General features: G+C 56.8%; 16 protein-coding genes and 1 tRNA gene. 11 read left to right on the top strand and 6 right to left on the bottom strand.

Going from position 1 to position 16446, the window contains the following annotated elements:
- Positions 1-43: 43 nt before the first annotated feature.
- The gene (locus RRU01S_RS11925) at positions 44-673 is read right to left on the bottom strand and encodes a MarC family protein (RefSeq protein WP_045230490.1); all 630 of its coding nucleotides are present in this window, start codon (positions 671-673) and stop codon (positions 44-46) included.
- Positions 674-925: 252 nt separating this feature from the next.
- Between RRU01S_RS11925 and gyrA the strand changes: the two genes are divergently transcribed.
- On the top strand, positions 926-3751 hold the full coding sequence (gyrA, locus tag RRU01S_RS11920; RefSeq protein ID WP_045230489.1) for a DNA gyrase subunit A: 2826 nt from the start codon (positions 926-928) through the stop codon (positions 3749-3751).
- A gap of 124 nt (positions 3752-3875) precedes the next feature.
- Here gyrA and RRU01S_RS11915 read toward each other — a convergent pair whose 3' ends face one another.
- Together RRU01S_RS11915 and RRU01S_RS11910 are read right to left on the bottom strand one after the other, a co-directional pair.
- Positions 3876-4139: a hypothetical protein gene (locus RRU01S_RS11915; RefSeq protein ID WP_045230488.1), complete on the bottom strand. Its 264-nt coding sequence runs from the start codon at positions 4137-4139 to the stop codon at positions 3876-3878.
- A gap of 91 nt (positions 4140-4230) precedes the next feature.
- Positions 4231-5598: a D-alanyl-D-alanine carboxypeptidase family protein gene (locus RRU01S_RS11910; protein WP_045230487.1), complete on the bottom strand. Its 1368-nt coding sequence runs from the start codon at positions 5596-5598 to the stop codon at positions 4231-4233.
- A gap of 340 nt (positions 5599-5938) precedes the next feature.
- Between RRU01S_RS11910 and RRU01S_RS11905 the strand changes: the two genes are divergently transcribed.
- From RRU01S_RS11905 to RRU01S_RS11880, 6 genes are all read left to right on the top strand, one after another.
- Positions 5939-6205, top strand: a complete 267-nt coding sequence (locus RRU01S_RS11905; protein WP_045230630.1) for a hypothetical protein — start codon at positions 5939-5941, stop codon at positions 6203-6205.
- Between the two features lie 24 nt (positions 6206-6229).
- Complete coding sequence (locus RRU01S_RS11900) at positions 6230-6484, top strand: hypothetical protein (protein WP_234936070.1); 255 nt, start codon at positions 6230-6232, stop codon at positions 6482-6484.
- A 224-nt stretch (positions 6485-6708) separates the two neighbouring features.
- The gene (locus tag RRU01S_RS11895; protein WP_045230486.1) at positions 6709-7827 is read left to right on the top strand and encodes an ankyrin repeat domain-containing protein; all 1119 of its coding nucleotides are present in this window, start codon (positions 6709-6711) and stop codon (positions 7825-7827) included.
- Positions 7828-8162: 335 nt separating this feature from the next.
- Positions 8163-8531: a hypothetical protein gene (locus RRU01S_RS11890; RefSeq protein ID WP_045230485.1), complete on the top strand. Its 369-nt coding sequence runs from the start codon at positions 8163-8165 to the stop codon at positions 8529-8531.
- A gap of 149 nt (positions 8532-8680) precedes the next feature.
- Positions 8681-9661, top strand: coding sequence for a zinc-binding dehydrogenase (locus tag RRU01S_RS11885; RefSeq protein WP_045230484.1), 981 nt, complete (start codon positions 8681-8683; stop codon positions 9659-9661).
- A gap of 68 nt (positions 9662-9729) precedes the next feature.
- Positions 9730-10083 (top strand): DUF1304 domain-containing protein, encoded by a 354-nt coding sequence (locus RRU01S_RS11880; RefSeq protein ID WP_165572222.1) that lies wholly within the window; start codon positions 9730-9732, stop codon positions 10081-10083.
- On the opposite strand, the gene RRU01S_RS11875 is transcribed toward RRU01S_RS11880, so the two are convergent.
- Together RRU01S_RS11875 and RRU01S_RS11870 are read right to left on the bottom strand one after the other, a co-directional pair.
- Entirely contained in the window at positions 10084-10266 is a 183-nt protein-coding gene (locus RRU01S_RS11875; protein WP_045230483.1) for a hypothetical protein, read from the bottom strand. It lies immediately after the preceding gene.
- Between the two features lie 168 nt (positions 10267-10434).
- A tRNA-Ser gene (locus RRU01S_RS11870) sits at positions 10435-10524 on the bottom strand.
- Positions 10525-10783: 259 nt separating this feature from the next.
- On the opposite strand from RRU01S_RS11870, the gene RRU01S_RS11865 reads away from it, so the two are divergent.
- Complete coding sequence (locus RRU01S_RS11865) at positions 10784-11842, top strand: septal ring lytic transglycosylase RlpA family protein (protein WP_045230482.1); 1059 nt, start codon at positions 10784-10786, stop codon at positions 11840-11842.
- Between the two features lie 143 nt (positions 11843-11985).
- Positions 11986-13152: a D-alanyl-D-alanine carboxypeptidase family protein gene (locus tag RRU01S_RS11860; RefSeq protein WP_045230481.1), complete on the top strand. Its 1167-nt coding sequence runs from the start codon at positions 11986-11988 to the stop codon at positions 13150-13152.
- Between the two features lie 14 nt (positions 13153-13166).
- Here the strand turns inward: RRU01S_RS11860 and RRU01S_RS11855 are convergent, their stop codons facing one another.
- Positions 13167-14714, bottom strand: a complete 1548-nt coding sequence (locus RRU01S_RS11855) for a hypothetical protein (RefSeq protein WP_131367789.1) — start codon at positions 14712-14714, stop codon at positions 13167-13169.
- Here RRU01S_RS11855 and tmk point away from each other — a divergent pair.
- Together tmk and RRU01S_RS11845 are read left to right on the top strand one after the other, a co-directional pair.
- Positions 14714-15385 carry a dTMP kinase gene (gene tmk / locus RRU01S_RS11850; RefSeq protein WP_045230479.1) on the top strand — a complete coding sequence of 224 codons (672 nt, stop codon included), beginning with the start codon at positions 14714-14716 and terminating at the stop codon, positions 15383-15385. The genes RRU01S_RS11855 and tmk overlap by 1 nt on opposite strands.
- Positions 15382-16407: a DNA polymerase III subunit delta' gene (locus RRU01S_RS11845; protein WP_045230478.1), complete on the top strand. Its 1026-nt coding sequence runs from the start codon at positions 15382-15384 to the stop codon at positions 16405-16407. Before tmk ends, RRU01S_RS11845 begins: the two co-directional genes overlap by 4 nt.
- Positions 16408-16446: the final 39 nt, after the last annotated feature.

The following is a 16446-nucleotide window of genomic DNA, read 5'->3' as shown; positions in this document are numbered from 1 at the left end:
TATCATCCATCTGGCTATAGCGCCTCACATTTGGTGCATTCGATCACGACAAAATCACCGACTTCACGCCATCCACCACGAACTGAACCGAAAGCGCAGCCAGAAGCACGCCCAGCAGGCGGGTGAGGATGGCGCGGCCGGTGTTGCCGAGGAAGCGGTCCAGTCGGTCGGCTGCGAGCAGGATGGCGAAGACCAGGAGTAGGCTGAAGGCCAGGATCAGAATGAAGATGATCTTGTCGACGGTGGTCGTCATGGAGCCGGAAATCAGCACCGTCGCCGAAATCGCGCCCGGCCCGGCGATCAGCGGAAGCGCCAAGGGAAAGACGGCGATGTTCTGGATGTGATCCAGCGTAATGGCCACTTCCGAAGTCTTCTCCTTGCGCTCCTGCCGCTTCTCGAAAATCATCTCGAAGGAAATCCAGAACAACAGCAGGCCGCCAGAAATGCGGAAGGCTCCCAGCGAGATGCCAAGCAACTCCAGAACAGACGATCCGAATAGCGCAAACATCGCCAGAATGCCGAAGGCGATGATCGAGCCGCGAAGAGCGACTTGATGGCGCTGCATGCGTGTCATACCTGCCGTCAGCGCCAGAAACACCGGCGCCAGGCCGGGGGGATCGAGCGTGACGAGCATCGTCGTTAGCGCGTTGATGAGAAGTTCCGTGGTTGCCATTCTGTCCCCGTCTGGCGCCCTGTCGATTGAAGGCGTGCCGCCCGTTTCAGGATCGATTATTGCGCAATGGTAGGTAAGTCTGCATGTGTTTGAAACCCTGACGCCCGCCTTTTCCTCTATAGCGGGGAGAAAACTGTGCAACGTCTTGCAAATGACGCAAAAGACTGTTCATAACGGCGCTAGAAATTGGCGCCTTAGCGCTGTTTCCGCTATAAAAATCCATCCGATTCTTAACATAGAATGTGATCCGATTTGACTGACCAGAGCCCCCCAGGCGGCGGAAAGCTTCCGCCAGGCATTGAGCCGATTTCCATCATGGAGGAAATGCAGCGGTCGTATCTCGATTACGCCATGAGCGTTATCGTGAGCCGCGCACTTCCGGACGTTCGTGACGGGTTGAAGCCGGTCCATCGTCGTATTCTTTATGGCATGAACGAGCTCGGCCTCGACTGGAACAAGAAATACGTCAAGTCCGCCCGCGTGACCGGTGACGTGATGGGTAAATACCATCCGCACGGCGACTCGGCGATTTACGACGCGTTGGCCCGTATGGCCCAGGACTGGTCGCTGCGCATGCCGCTGATCGATGGTCAGGGCAATTTTGGCTCCATCGATGGCGACCCGCCGGCTGCCCAGCGTTATACCGAGTGCCGCCTCGAGAAGGTCGCACACGCTCTGCTCGACGATCTCGACAAGGAAACGGTCGACTTCAGAGACAACTACGATGGCACCATGACGGAGCCGGTCGTGGTTCCTGCCAAATTCCCCAACCTTCTCGTCAATGGCGCAGGCGGCATCGCCGTCGGCATGGCGACTAACATTCCGCCGCACAATCTGACCGAAGTCATCAATGGCTCCATCGCGCTGATCGACAATCCGGAAATCGAATTGCCCGAAATGATGGAAATCATTCCCGGTCCCGACTTCCCGACGGGCGCCTTCATTCTCGGTCGTTCCGGCATCCGTTCGGCCTATGAGACAGGCCGCGGCTCCGTGATCATGCGCGGTCGTGCCACGATCGAGCCAATGCGCGGCGACCGCGAGCAGATCATCATCACCGAAGTTCCCTTCCAGGTGAACAAGTCGACGATGATTGAAAAGATGGCCGAACTGGTCAAGGACAAGCGCGTAGAGGGCATTTCCGACCTTCGCGACGAGTCCGACCGTCAGGGCTACCGCGTGGTGATCGAGCTGAAGCGCGATGCCAATGCCGAAGTCATTCTGAACCAGCTTTACCGTTATACACCTTTGCAGACGTCCTTCGGCTGCAACATGGTGGCACTGAACGGCGGCAAGCCGGAGCAGATGACGCTGCTGGATATGCTGCGCGCCTTCGTGTCCTTCCGCGAAGAGGTCGTCAGCCGCCGCACGAAATACCTGCTGCGCAAGGCGCGTGACCGCGCGCATGTGTTGGTAGGTCTGGCGATTGCGGTCGCCAATATCGATGAAGTCATCCGTGTCATTCGCCAGGCGCCAGATCCGGCAACGGCACGCGAGCAGTTGATGACGCGCCGCTGGCCGGCATCGGATGTGGAAAGCCTGATCCTTCTGATCGACGATCCACGCCACCGCATCAACGAAGACCTGACCTACAATCTCTCGGAAGAGCAGGCCCGCGCGATCCTCGAACTGCGTCTGGCCCGTCTGACGGCTCTTGGTCGCGACGAAATCAGCGACGAATTGAACAAGATCGGCGCTGAAATCAGCGAATATCTCGACATTCTGTCATCGCGCATTCGTATCCAGCAGATCGTCAAAGACGAGCTTGCAGCCGTTCGCGACGAATTCGGTACACCACGCCGCAGCCAGATCATGGAAGGCGGCCCGGATATGGACGATGAGGATCTCATCGCCCGCGAAGACATGGTCGTGACCGTGTCGCATCTGGGTTACATCAAGCGCGTACCGCTGACGACCTACAAGGCGCAGCGTCGTGGCGGCAAGGGCCGCTCCGGCATGGCCACACGCGATGCGGATTTCGTGAACCGCCTGTTCGTGGCCAACACGCACACGCCGGTTCTGTTCTTCTCCTCGCGCGGCATCGTCTACAAGGAAAAGGTCTGGCGCCTGCCGATCGGCACCCCACAGTCCAAGGGCAAGGCCCTGATCAACATGCTGCCGCTGGAAGCTGGCGAGCGCATCACCACCATCATGCCTTTGCCGGAAGACGAGACGACGTGGGACACACTGGACGTGATGTTCTCGACAACGCGTGGAACGGTTCGCCGTAACAAGCTGTCGGACTTCGTTCAGGTCAACCGCAACGGCAAGATCGCAATGAAGCTGGACGAAGAAGGCGATGAAATCCTCTCCGTCGAGACCTGCACAGGCCCGGATGCTCTTGGTGAAGTGGCAGGCGACGACGTTCTGCTGACGACGGCACTCGGCCAATGCATTCGCTTCCCCGTTGACGATGTCCGCGTTTTCGCAGGCCGCAATTCGGTCGGCGTTCGTGGCATCAACATGGGCGAGGGCGACCGCATCATCTCGATGACCATTGTCAGCCATGTGAATGCCGAGCCCTGGGAGCGTGCCGCTTACCTCAAGCGTGCCGCTGCTGAACGTCGCGCGTTGACGGGTGAGACCGAGATTGAAGACGTAGCACTCGTTGGCGAAGAGGTGACGGAAGAAGGTCATCTGACCGACGAGCGTTATCAGTTCCTCAAATCACAGGAACAGTTCGTGCTCACCGTTTCTGAAAAGGGCTTTGGCAAGCGTTCGTCGTCCTATGACTTCCGCACTTCGGGTCGCGGCGGCAAGGGTATTCGCGCAACCGATACCTCGAAAACTGCTGAAATCGGCGAACTCGTCGCTGCCTTCCCGGTGGAAGATACCGACCAGATCATGCTCGTCTCCGATGGTGGCCAGCTGATCCGCGTTCCCGTCAACGGCATTCGCTTCGCAAGCCGGGCCACCAAGGGCGTGACGATCTTCTCCACTGCGAAGGACGAAAAGGTCGTGTCCGTCGAGCGCATCAACGAGCCGGAAGGCGACGAAGACATCGAAGCGCTTGAGGGTGACGCTGACATCACGGGCACCGAGCCTGATGTTGGTGCCACGCCTGAGGCCGAAGCCTAAAAACCCCTAGACGAAAAGCGGCGAGTGATCTTCACCCGCCGCTTTTATCGTGTCTATGTTGAAAACAAAAAGCCCTGCGAAACCGATGTTTCGCAGGGCTTTTCGCTGTCTGTTCGTCCAGCTGTCAGCGCAGACGCATATGGATTGCGCCACGGCCCGAGCGGGAAGAAATGTGAAGATGGATCTTTGCTTCCGGCTGGTTGCTGCGCCAGGCGCGAGCACCGTGGCACAGAAGAAGATTGACCAGATCGCGGGTTTTGTGTCGCGATTTGTTCAAGCCGAGATCGGCAATTCTCATTGCCGCTTCGTGGATTGGGTGCAGCACGGAAAGACTTTGCTGTCTGCCTTTACCTGCTGCAATGTCCGAATAGTTTTCGTTGATCGCCATCTGGAAAGCCTCGTTACACAATACAATTCGAGGAGTGGAACCGGTTATCTGTATTTTCATGCCCATGACCGGCCCCTGAAACGTCATTTGCTTACTGGAGAGAAGCCCAGCAGCTGATGCCTTTCTTTTTCAAAGCGTTGCATGCATTGACCGCATCGTTCTGGCCGCCGAAACCACCAAAACGCGCACGGTACATCTGGGCGCCATCCTTGCTGAAGGCGACCGTGAAGGGCTTTGCCGAGCGAAGCAAGACGCCACCCTTATCCTGTGCAGCCTGAAGCAAGTTGCGTGCGGAACCTTCGTCCGGAGACGCGCCAATCTGGATGACCCAACCACCATCGCCATTAAGGGAAGGCGCAGGTGTTGTTGACGCCGTCACGATGTTATCGACCTTGGTGGAGTTGGTCACCAGCGAGCGATCCGGCTTCATGTTGACGGGCGGAACGGCGCGCGCCTGAACCTTCGGACGTGTGACCACATCCATCGCTTTGACGGCTGCATTGGCCTGCGTCGGCGCAAAGGCAGACATCGGTGCTTCGTCAGCATAACGGGCCTGGGGAACAGGACCATCGCTTGGCAAGCCGCCAGCAGACGATGTTGCAGCAACAACGGCTTGCGGCTCTTCAATCGGTGCGGAAGCCGATGCAGCAATGAGATTGCTGTTGGCGCCACGCGATGCCTTCGGGAGATATTCAGCTACGAGTTTGCGCATGGTCGCATCACGAGCAGCGCTGGAGCGTCCGCCGAGAACGACGGCAACAATAGAGCGGCCATCAAGCTGTGCGGACGTTGCCAGATTGCTGCCGGCGGCGCGGGTGTAACCGGTTTTGATGCCGTCTACGCCACGAACCGTACCAACGAGGCGGTTATGATTGCCGATGACCTGCTTGCCGAAAGTGAAGCTGCGGGTGTTGAAGTAACCGTAATATTGCGGAAAATGCTGACGCAGCGCGATGCTGAGACGGGCCTGGTCGCGAGCCGTCGTCATCTGCGCCGTGTTCGGCAAACCGTGAGCATTGCGATATGTCGTGCGTGTCATGCCCAGCGCACGGGCTTTCGCCGTCATGATGCGACCGAAACGCTCCTCATTGCCGCCGATATATTCGCCCAGAGCGGTCGCGATATCGTTAGCTGAACGGGTGACCAGCGCCATGATGGCCTGCTCGACCGTTACAGTACCGCCAGCACGCACGCCGAGCTTGGAAGGAGGCTCTTTTGCCGCGTTAGCGGAGACCGGGACCTTCGAATCCAATGTGATTCGTCCCGAATTCAACGCTTCGAATGTCAGGTACAGGGTCATCATCTTGGTGAGCGACGCTGGATAGCGCAAGCCATCCGGGTCTTCACTGTAGAGAACCTTGCCCGTCTTGGCGTCAATGACGATACCAGCAAATTTCGGGTCAGCTTTCGCGACCTGGATGGTGGCAGTCGTTGCCGTCGCCATAGCCATCGCAAACATGAAAACTTTCACGAAAGACGTAGCGCCTGCCGCGCGCTTTAGTGCCTCAGATAGTTTTTTCAACACGGTTAAACTCTTTAATCGCATGCCACATTTTTCCGTCCGACACGCCCCGCCAGACTTTTCAACTCCCAACCTTAGAGTGATGGCGTTACCAAGTGGTTTATGAATGGTATCTGAAGCCGATAAAATGCCGTGATTGACCGAAATCGACACACGCGGTTCTGCCATTCGGCACACACGCGGTGTCATTGCGTGGTGTAAAGCGCAGGATTGGCTGGCGATATGTATTGAACTGGCGGGTGTCGATTGCTACCTGTCGCCAAACGAAGGATGGACCATGGCTTCTCGCGATCGATATTCCCGCAAACTCGAATGCTCCAAATGCGGACATAGCGGCTTTGCCGAAGCATCCGAGCAAGACGAGAAGCGGAACGCCAATGTCGATTTTCGCATCGACGAGATGCCGGCTGGCTTTCGCACCGAGCGTCCTTCGGTCAATCCGGCCGAATACATGATACGCTGCGCCCAATGCGGCAATATTTTCCGCTTCCAGCAAAAAGTCGCCTATGCCCCAGGTGGAGAGCCGCGGCAGAGCCGCCGATAACGCTTCTACGCAGAGGGCCGCCCAATGACACCTGATCCCAATGTCGAAAACAGACCGCCCCGCAAAAAGCCGCTCTGGCCTTGGCTGTTTCTTCTCATCCTGACGCTTGTGGCAATTTATTCCTGGAACCGCGCGACCGAGCTCTTTAACGAGTTTTCGCACACCACACCAGCAGAGATTATCGAGCTGTTCAAAGATTTGCTCAACGAGCATCCGCGCGATGAACGGGTAGGACCGAGGCTCGACATCGCCGTGCCGACATTGACACCGTTGCGATAACGCTGCCAGCGCAAACAAAAAAGCCCCGCAACGTTGGCGGGGCAGGTTGGTCGCTCGGGGAAAAATCGGGCAAAGCCCTTGAGCGATGTCGTCTTCATAGAGGATATTCTTCAGTCTGAGATAGTGCAGTTGCGACCTGTTTAGTACGCTTGATCGATAATAACGTCATTATCGACGAGAGCGCCTGTCGCTGCGAGCGCAAGCGCGAACAGGAGATTGCCTGAATGCCGAAGCCCAAGAAGAAAACACTTCCAAAGGATTTCGAGGATTTGCTGCAAAAATGCAGTCCAGACGAAATCAGAGACGTTTTAAAGACGCGGGACGTGAACGCGTACCATGGGTACGCGAAGCGGACTGCTCTCACATTCAATGCGTTGCCGGATGATGTCGCGCGATGGCTTGTTGAAAACGGCGCAGATATTTCGGCGCGTGACCAATATGGCGAAACGCCATTGCATGCCCGCGCCGGGCATTGGCAAGGGAGGGTGAATATTCTTCTCGAGCTGGGTGCAGATGTGAACAGTCGCGACAAGCAGGACAACACACCACTGCACAAGGCTGCCGCCGTCGGAAATGTCGACACCACGCGTGCTCTCATTGAGCATGGGGCCATCATCGACGCGACAAACAAACGTGGGCTCACCCCTTTGGCCTATGCATTACAACTGTGCACCAATGCGACGATTTCTCGGACGACACGCATTGCTGAACTCTTGATCGCGGCCCAGCCTCGCAAGCCGACTGGGATTGTAGCTTCGTTGGCGCGTCTTTTGGGACGAAAACAGAGCCATGAAGAGAAAATGTCTCAGCAGATGCGCGACTTCGTGCGGCGTATCGGAGAGAACTTCGAGTTCCATCGTCAGGGTTTTGACACCGAAAGTCGTAGTGAGACAAGTGACGCGCTCAACCGTCTGTACGAATTATTCGATGTACCACCCGTTCCACACCGTCAGATGCATGATGGCGTATCCCGAATTGTCGCAAACGCAGCGACATGGCAAGAGAGGCACCAGCAATATTGGGAAATACTGGTACCGTCGAGTGGTGCCGCCAGTACCGTGCAGGGAGAGGTCGTTCGCATTTCGGGCCGAATTTCCAGGGAAATTGATGGCAATGGCGGGATAAACTGGGATAGCGAGTTCAAGGCCATGGCAGATTGCCTGCTGGTTCATCTAGGCTCAGGCAATGCCTTGCCAGACCCTCTCTATAAAGAGGCGAAGAACATCATCAGTCAGGTAAAGCGCAAATACGGCGATACCTTCCGCTTGAACGAACTGGCGGTCACTTGGATCGATATGAACCCTAACCCAATATCGCTGCCTGCGCCCTCTTACAGCCGTTAAGGCTGCTGAATTAGGGCAATGCCCCTATTATCTCAACCGTCAGACGTCCCGTTAAAAAAAAGGCCCCACCAAAAGGCGGGGCTAAAGTTTGCCTGATTGGCTTTCAGGACTTGGGAGCTCCTCCCGTGGAGGAAGCAAATCAGCGATAGCGATATATACTGCTGCGGGAAAGGTCACTGTGCTGGCTTACGGTACGCCGTTACGTAAATGCGTTGGAAATGTTTATGAACGGTTTGCATGTCGCGCATTCAGGACTTGTTCATCAATCTCATGCCAATTTAGCCGCGTTCTGAGATGCGAGCCTGCCTAGGTTCATCTCAATTGGAGACACCATCATGAAGAAATTTCTTCTCACCACACTAGCAGCAGTGATTGCCAGCGGCGCGGTTCTGACCAGCGTCCAGCCTGCGTCGGCGCAATATTATGACGGCCCTTACCGCTATGACCGCCGCGGACCGCCGCCACCGCCTTACCGTGATCCACCCCGCAGACACCGCGATCATGATAATGGCCGGGTCATTGCCGGTGGTATTGCCGCCGGTGTTCTCGGTGGTCTGATTGGCGGCGCTCTCGCCCGCGACAGCGGCCCCCGTTATGTCGAGCCGCCACCACCACCGCCGCCACGTTGCTGGTTTGAAGATCGTCAGGTTCGCAACGCCTATGACGGCGGCTGGCACATGGAAAGCATGCGCGTCTGCCAGTAACTCCCGACGTGTCGATTGACCTCGGAGCCGGCCATTTGGCCGGCTTTGTTGTTTCTGCGCCTTAGAAGTGGTTTGGCCACACTCCATAGCAATGCCGCATTGTTTCGAAACCCTATGACCACATGTCATAGCATTACGAGGACGACACCATGCGCAGCGCAACACACGATATTTTTGGCGAACCACAAGATGTGCTTCAGCTGAAGGATGCGCCTGTTCCTGAACCGGGAAAAGGACAGCTGCGCATTCGCATGCTGTTATCGCCCATCCACAATCACGACCTTTGGACCGTGCGTGGCAGCTACGGCTACAAGCCGCCATTGCCAGGCGCAATTGGCGGCAGCGAGGCCGTCGGGATCGTCGACGCATTGGGGGAGGGCGCAGATCCCTCTCTTTTGGGAAACCGCGTGACGGCAGCCGGTGTCCACGGCGCATGGGCCGAATATTTCCTGTCGCCCGCCGCGGGTGTCGTTCCCGTACCCGATGCGATCTCCGATGAAGCCGCCGCTCAACTGATCGCCATGCCCTTCAGCGCCATGACATTGCTCGAATTTCTCGGCGTCAAGCCGGGTGAATGGATTGTTCAAAACACCGCAAACGGTGCAGTTGGCAAGGCGGTCGCAATGCTGGCACAGGCACGAGGCATCCATGTGATCAATCTCGTTCGTCGTCAAGCCGGTGTCGAAGAGCTTGCCGAACTCGGCATCGTCAACGGCATCTCGACAGCCGAGGACGGCTGGAAAGACGAGGTTCGCAAGCTGACGCAGGACGCGCCAATCCGGGCGGGTGTCGATTCGATTGGCGGCAAGGCCAGCAACGACATCGCCGAACTTCTGGGCAATGAAGGCCTTCTGGTCTCCTTCGGATCGATGACGGGGGAGCCGATGCAAATCTCCTCCGGCCCAGTCATTTTCAAACAGCTGACGATCAAGGGCTTCTGGGGCAGCACCGTCATCGGCACCATGCCCGCTGATGATCGCCGTCGTTTGATTGGCGAGTTGATCGAGCATGTCGCCAAGGGAACTATCCGCCTACCGGTGGAAGGCATCTATGATCTCGGCGATATATCAGACGCTGTCAAAGCCTCGCTCGCACCTGGCAAGGCTGGAAAAGTCCTGCTGAAGCCATAAGCAATATTGCTTTCAGCCATTTTTCGTCCTTCACTCAGCATCCGTATGGGTGCTTTGGGAGGACGGAATTGATTGCCAATATATTCATCGGGCTGATTGCTCTTTTGCATTGCTACATCATGATTTTGCAAATGGCGCTCTGGACGAAACCGGCAGGACGCAAAGCTTTCAGACTTTCACCCGAATTCGCGCAATCTACCAAAACGCTCGCCGCAAATCAGGGCCTCTATAACGGGTTTCTGGCGGCAGGTTTGGCGTTCGGGTTGATGCACGGGCAAGCTAACAGAACGATCTCGACGTTCTTCCTCGTCTGCATTCTAATCGCTGGCATTTTCGGCGCCGTCACTGCCCACAGGAAAATCCTGTTCATCCAGGCGCTACCGGCCGCCGTTGCCCTAGCGGCCGTTTTCGCGGGTATCTGACTATTTCGCAGCGGCCGCGTGGAGACGCGCGACGATATAGTCGTAGCTCTCCATGACATGCACGCGTTCGTTTCCACCCCGAAGGATCAGCGTGCCTTGCGCGAGCGGCGATATCTGCATGACATGATCAAAGTTGATGGCAAATTTCTGGTTGTTGTTCACCGCTGTCACTTCAATCCACATCCCAAAACCCTTAAAGAATCGCCATTTCTCAGACCTTATAAAGGGATGACAACGAGTCTCAAACGTTTTTGCATTTCAGCAAAATCCGAATACTGCGAAATGACAAGGATTTGATGATTTCGAGATGTTTGCTGGATACGGACGGTCGCCTGTGCACGACAGATCATATGGCAGATGGGGTGGGATTCGAACCCACGGTACGCTCTCACGCACGCCGGTTTTCAAGACCGGTTCCTTAAACCACTCGGACACCCATCCGTGATATGCGAGGCTTTATATCGGTTTGCGTCATGCCGTCAATCCGTCGCAGCAGGCATTTTAGCGTCCGATGAGCCTGCGGTGTGTTAACCCTTGGCTAACCACGTTCGTTACAATTTTACCTAAAACGTATTCGACGTTCGCAATTTCGCCATGTTGCGGGCAAGATTAGGCGCCTGTTAGGTGCTTCGATGTCAGAGGGCGTGATGATCGAGGTATAGAGGGGTTGCTGCGGAGGCGGCCCATAGTCATACGGGGCATGGATTTGAAATCTGCTGTTATGAAAGTCGGTGTGAGCGCGAAGTGGCTCGGCATTGCCGTTCTGTGCGCGGCGACCGCATCCTGTTCAACCACGTCTGAAACCAAACCGAAGCCGAAACGCAGCAAGGAATATTTTTCCGAATCCGAATATGGCGTCAAAGCCAGTCCCCGTGTCGCCGAGGGGGCTAATGTCCCCAAGGGTGGTGGGCGTTTTCTGGTCGGCAATGCCTATACCGTCAAAGGGCGCCGTTACTTCCCCAAGGAAGAGCAGAACTATGACAAGTCAGGTCTCGCATCCTGGTATGGCTCCGCATTTCATGGCCGCCTGACGGCCAATGGCGAAGCCTATGACAAGGAACACCTGTCTGCTGCGCACCCGACCTTTCCGCTGCCCAGCTATGCTCGCGTCACCAATTTGAACAATGGCTCCTCCGTCGTCGTTCGCGTCAACGACCGTGGCCCGTTCCACGAGGGTCGTCTGATCGACGTTTCCAGCAAGACCGCAGATCTCCTGGATATGAAGGCGACGGGCACGGCCAATGTTCGTGTTCAATATGTTGGACGCGCGCCGCTCGATGGCCACGACATGCCGTATCTGATGGCGTCCTATGTGCCGAAGGGCGCGCGTGGTCCTGGTATCAATCCTGAAGGACAAATCGCCAGTGGCGTGATGGTGGCCTCGGCGTCTTCGTCAAATCTTCCGATCCCAAACAGCCCTGCCTATGGCGGCTCCGCACAGACGGCGTTGGTCGGCTCGAAGAAGAGCCCCGCACTTCAAGCGATGCCACTCGTCAACGGTCCTGCGCCCGTCATGGGGCAGGGCGGCGACCAATTTGTCGTGCTGCCTGAATTCGGCCCGGTTCTGCATGAGCGGCCTGAAGGCAACTTCCTGCGTGCGCCAACACCATCCGGCCGGTTCGCATCAGCCTACTCGGAAGAGTCAGCACCGGTCTCCAAAGCGGCCAGCGCCTTCGACAAGGTTCTCGTCGCCAAAGGCGGCCTGAACGAGCAATCCATTCTCGATTTCGTGAAAAACAGACAGGGCAGGGGTCGCTGATCTTTGCCCTTTGGGTCCGTCTCGCGCATACTCCCCAAACCTGCACATGATTCCGCAAGTGCCTCCCACGAGCGGCTGTCACATGGTCGATCATGACGCGACGCAGGCATTGTCAATAAAACAGACGGCGGGCTGGCGTTTTGATGCGCGACATATTCAACCGATATATCCGGACGCTTTTTGTCTCAGCGGCACTGTTTGGGGCAAGCGCCTGTACAGTGCAGGCGCAATCCGGCTCGTTGGCAGTGAAGGCACAGCAAGCCTATATGATCGATGCCGAGACAGGCACCGTTCTGCTTGCCATCAACGAAAACACGCAGTTTGCACCGGCATCACTCGCCAAATTGATGACGGTCGACGTGGTGATGGACGCGCTCGTGAAAGGGCAGGTGAGTGCTGATACCGCCTATCCGGTCTCGGAATATGCCTGGCGCACAGGTGGCGCGCCGTCTCGTGCCTCCACCATGTTTGCAGCACTCAAATCCTCCGTCAGCATCAACGATCTTCTGACCGGCATCATCGTGCAGAACGCCAATGACGGCTGCCTTGTAATTGCCGAAGGCATGGCTGGATCGGATGAGGCCTTTGCCAAACGAATGACGGAGCGTGCAGGCGCGCTGGGCCTGACGGGCAGCTCCTTTGCCAATTCCACCGGCTTGCCAGATAAGATCAGTAAGACGACCGCACGGGACATGGTTGTGCTGGCAAAGCATATTCATGACAGCTATTCGGATCGCTACGCCCTGTTCGGCAAACCGGACTTCGAATGGAACCGCATTTTTCAGCGCAACAAGAATTCCCTTCTCGGAAACGGTATCGATGGGCTGGGGCTCGGTTTTGCCGAGGGGCACGGCTTTTCAGCTGTCGTTTCTGCAGAACGTGACGGCCGCCGCATCTATCTGACGCTTGCAGGCATGCCAGATGACAAGACCCGCCAGGAAGAGGCCCGCCGCGTGGTGGAGTGGGGGCTCACGGCGTTCCAGAAACGCAATTTGTTTCAAAAGGACGAGACCGTTGGCAATATCGGCGTTTACGGTGGCGCGACAAGCGCCATAGACCTTACCGTGCATGAGCCGGTGAGCGTGCTGGTACCACTCGACAATCCCGATCGCCTGTCGGGACGCATCGTCTATAACTGGCCGTTGAATGCGCCTCTTGAGGCAGGCCACAATGCCGCGACGCTGAAGATTTATTCCGGCGAAAAGCTGCTACGCGAAGTGCCGCTTTACACCACGGCTGCGGTGGCCGAGGGTTCACTCACTCAGAATGCAGCCGGCGCGCTGAAAGAGTTGCTGTTTTTCTGGCTGTAAATATAGGGCGACGGTCAAAGGGAGGCAATCTTGTCCGTGAGCGCTACCCAGCCACCGGGCTCCATGATCAAGGCACCGACATCATATGAACCGAGTACGGCCAAGACGGATCTCCTCTTGAATATCTCACTGAACAGCTCGGTCGCGGGACCGGCACTCCGGTTAAAGTAGAAACTGTTCCGCGCCTCTTTGACCAGGGCCCTCAATTCAGACGAGGGCAAGCGGGCCGCTGGAGGACAATGTTCTTCGAGAGCCTGCCTTGCTTGCGACAATCCCATGCCGGTCAGCCGTGGCGGCTTTTCGGCTGTCCGCAGCGCCTCGTTTGCTTGTCGCAGATTCATGCCTTTCAAGCGCGGTGGCCGGGAGCGGGCGAGATAATCGTCGCGAACGAGGAAGTCATCCGGGTTCAACCGTCGTGCCCTGCAATAGGCGGAAAATTGCTCCTGATAGGCGAGCCAATGAATTTCAAGGGCAAGCCGAGCGCATGACTTGGCATGAAAAGCCTTGTCGAAGGTTTTGACAGCCGAAGCGGCACCATTGATGCCCGCATTCACAGAGGCGGTGACGATCTCGCCCAGAACAGGCACGGCAGCCGTCGCCATTTTTGCGCCCTGTATCCCGGATTTGTGAGCCTTCATCTTGATGACTTCGGCGATGAGATTCGACAGCGTCACGCCTTCTGCCGAGCCATGGTGTGCAGCGTCCACTCTGTTTGCCAGTAATTTCAGCTGCGTCAGATGACTGACGGTCGATACGGTGGAGTTAACCTGCTTGGTGAGAGAGATGACATTAATCGGCAAGGCGCCCATTGCTGCCGCTATCGAAACGGAACCGGAAATCGAAACCGCTTGGCCGCCGATCTCCTTATAACGACGGCGCTGCATATATTTAAGTGTGACAGGGCTTTCGCTGGTCACGTCTCCACTGCTGTGGCCATGAGCGACGACATAGGGGTTGGGCGGAACAGAAATTCCGGCATTGCCGCGTGCTTGGTAACCCTTGCGACCAGCTTCGGAAACACTTTGCCCCAATGCTGCGTAACCGGTGTTGCTGCCGCCATTGGCCGTGCCGAACGCGACGTCCAGACAGGTCGCCACAATATCTGTCACCGAAAGCGGTGCATCCTTTTTATCATATTTGCCTTTGGCACTGGCAGTTGCCGATACCTTGCCATTGTCCTTGAAATTCAAAGGTTTTGCTGAGAATGCACTTTTAAGACTTCCAAGCATCGAAAATCCTCCAAATAGCCTCACGCGAATAAAATCGCATACAGATGGCGATAATGCGACAAAAAACACGTAAAGGTTTATATTAGTTCGTATCGGAGACGGACGGTTGGGGGCATGTTGTCGCGCTGCGGTAGCAGAACGGGCAGCGAATCGGTTGGTTTCCGTCCACTGTGCCAGCCATCGCATCCGCGACATCGTCCCTTCGTGTCGACCAGGCGTAGGCGGCGAGCGCTTCGACGGTGCGGCATGGGTATTCAATGCGTTAGAGCAGTTTCCCATACCGAGGATATGGTCTAAGAAGAAAAAATAGGCTTCAGGATCAGGAAGAGACATTGCCCGAAAAGACAGGATTGTTCATCAGCTTTGAAGGCGGCGAGGGCGCTGGAAAATCCACGCAGATCAGAATTCTGGCTGAAACCCTGCGCGAGCGTGGGTTTGAGGTGGTGGTGACGCGTGAGCCGGGCGGTTCGCCGGGTGCTGAAGCCGTACGGCATGTGCTGCTATCGGGTGCGGCAGAACCTTTTGGTGTGCGCATGGAAGCCATGCTGTTTGCCGCCGCGCGCAACGACCATGTCGAGGAAGTCATACGTCCAGCATTGGAAAAGGGTGCCGTCGTGCTATGCGACCGTTTTCTGGATTCGTCGCGCGTCTATCAGGGAGCGACGGGCAATCTGGAACCCGAATTCATTGAAACGCTACAGCGCATCGCCATCGATGGCACCATGCCGGATTTGACATTGATCTTCGATATTCCAGCTGCCGCAGGCTTGGCCCGTGCGCGCAAGAGGGCAGACGAAGGCGCAACGCCGGACCGTTTCGAGAAAGAAGAGCTCGAGACCCATGAGAAGCGCCGCGAGGCCTATCTCGATATCGCGCTCAACGAGCCGCGGCGCTGCCGCACTGTCAATGCCGATCAACCGCAGGCAAAGGTCACGGAAGACGTGCTCTCGCTGGTCGAGCAACTTCTTGAAAAGATCAAGACCAAAACGGACGTTGCGCAATGAGCGACGTTCAGGGCGTTCTGGACGGCGCAATTCCGCCGCAGGAAAACACGAAACTATTTGGCCATGGCGAGGCGGAGCAGTTCCTGGCGCAATCCTACCGGTCAGGCAAAGGCCACCACGCCATTCTCATCGAGGGGCCTGAGGGTATCGGCAAGGCAACTTTGGCCTTCCGTTTCGCCAACCACGTCCTGTCTCATCCAGACCCGTTGCTCGCGCCGGACGCCATTGCAGATCCTGACCCAGCCTCTATTGTCAGCCGCCAGATATCGTCCGGCGCATCGCACAATCTGCTGCATCTAACGCGCCCGGTTGACGAGAAGACTGGCAAGGTCAAATCGGCGATCACCGTGGATGAGGTGCGCAGGGCCGGGCACTTCTTCTCGCAGACGTCTGGCACCGGCAATTGGCGCATCGTCATCATCGATCCTGCTGACGATCTCAACCGCAATGCCGCCAACGCAATTTTGAAGATACTGGAGGAGCCGCCGAAACGGGCGATGTTCCTCGTGCTTTCGCATGCGCCGGGCAAGCTATTGCCGACCATTCGATCACGCTGCATGCCGCTTCACCTGCTGCCTTTGCAGACCCAGGACATGGAACAGGCGCTGCAAAATCTGGGCCTATCGATCTCTGCGGACAAGCGGGATATGCTTCTGGAGGCCTCCAAGGGCAGCGTGTCGCAGGCGCTCAAGCTACTCAATTATGGCGGCTCAGATATTGTTGATGTCTTCAGCGAAGTCATGGCTGCGACCGGGCCTTCGGCGCGCAAGCAGATGCACAAGCTGGCCGACGTGCTGGCGCAAAAGGACGGCGACATCGTTCTTGGTTTCTTTATGGAGCATGCAACCGAAGCCTTGATGGAGCGGGCGAGGGCGACGGCCATGGCGGGCGACATCAATGCGGCCGAGCGTCATGCACGCCTGTCGTCTTCGCTTTCGGAACGCATCACTATTGCCCAGGCCTATAATCTGGACAAGAAACAAATGGTGCTGTCCATTCTGGAAGACATGCGCGCGGTTTGACAGTCCGTACATTTTGTACGGCTTTTGCTTTCGCTTGTG

It is taken from the genome of Agrobacterium rubi TR3 = NBRC 13261 (assembly GCF_000739935.1).
GTDB classification, from domain to species: Bacteria; Pseudomonadota; Alphaproteobacteria; order Rhizobiales; family Rhizobiaceae; genus Agrobacterium; species Agrobacterium rubi.
The sequence above is the reverse complement of the archived record's forward strand: the minus strand, read 5'-3'. Positions and strand labels throughout refer to the sequence as shown.